Source organism: Paenibacillus sp. NPDC055715, from assembly GCF_053617595.1.
The window spans coordinates 1-1454 of sequence record NZ_JBSHGA010000038.1 but is presented as its reverse complement, the minus strand read 5'-3'; the positions used below and the strand labels follow the sequence as shown (position 1 = coordinate 1454).

Annotated in this window: 1 protein-coding gene; it reads left to right on the top strand. The window is 40.6% G+C overall.

The features are described 5' to 3' along the window. Window positions 1-68: 68 nt before the first annotated feature. A protein-coding gene (locus ACWGOO_RS22330; protein WP_452486944.1) for an IS3 family transposase occupies window positions 69-1420 on the top strand; the annotation gives its coding sequence in 2 pieces (ribosomal slippage) (window positions 69-525 and window positions 525-1420; 1353 coding nt in all). The last annotated feature ends 34 nt before the right edge of the window (window positions 1421-1454 follow it).

The following is a 1454-nucleotide window of genomic DNA, read 5'->3' as shown; positions in this document are numbered from 1 at the left end:
TGAACCGCACCCCAAATCTTAGACACATGATATAATCCTCTAAGAAGAAAGGGTGCGGATTTTACTTTATGGTCAAATACAGCGAAGAAATACGAATAAAAGTTGCTATAGATGTACTTGAGGGAGGGCTGTCTGAGAACGAAGCAGCACGTAAGTATGGAATGAACCATGTAACGGTTAATGAATGGGTAGCTGCATACTCCAAGCATGGAGCTGTGGGATTGATCAATAAGGGAACACACAGGACTTTTACTGGAGAACAAAAGCAGTACATATTAGAAGATATGCATGAGAACCATTTGAGTTATAAAGCTGCTGCGAAGAAGCATGACGTACAAGATAGATCCATTCGGAATTGGGAGCGCATTTATCGAAATGAAGGACCTGAAGGGCTCTATATTGAGCGTCGAGAACGTACAGCTAATAAAGAGCCACAGAAAGAACTGGAGGCAAATGAAAGTGTTATAGACGAGCTAATTAAGGAAAACCAACGCCTTCGTATGGAGGTAACGTACCTAAAAAAATTGAATGCCTTAGTTCAGAAAAAAAACTCATTACAAACGACGACAAAGCTCACGTAATTTACGAGCTAAGGCATGAATTTAACGTCAAAAAGCTTGTCAAAATTGCAGGCATTCCTCGAAGCACTTACTATTATCACATGAAAAAGTGGAACAAGCCTGATAAGTACGCCGATGTGAAAACAGAAATGAGGCGTTTATTTAATGATGAATTGAAATGTCGAGCAGGATACCGAACTATGACCAGAGAGATTCGCAAAACGACTCCAATCAATCATAAGACAGTTCGACGTTTAATGAAGGAGTTAGGGCTTTATTGTATGGTTCGTAGGAAGAAATATCGTTCATACAAAGGAGCCGAAGGGAAAATAGCTCCAAATGTCTTGAAGAGAGATTTTAATGCGACAGCACCCAATAAGAAATGGGTTACTGATGTGACGGAGTTCCACTTGTTTGGACAAAAGATATATCTGTCTCCGATAATGGATCTGTATAACCGTGAAATCATCAGTTACACCGTATTTAGAAGGCCAACCCTCTCCATGGTCACAGAGATGCTCGAAAAAGCCTTAGAAAAGCTACCAGAGCAACATAATCTCATTCTGCACTCTGATCAGGGGTGGCAATATCAACAAAAACGCTATCAGTATATGCTCTCTGAGAGAGGAGTCACACAAAGTATGTCACGTCGAGGGAACTGCCTGGACAACTCCGTGGTAGAGAATTTCTTTGGGATCTTAAAGACGGAACTTTTGTATATTCAAGAATTTGAATCCATTGAACATTTCATTCAAGAACTACATCAATATATACACTATTACAACCATCGAAGAACCAAACAAAAGCTCAGAGGACTGTCGCCGGTAGAATACCGCATCCAGTCCTATGTAGCAGCCTAAGTCAGTCTGTGTCTAACTTTTTGGGGTCAGTTCA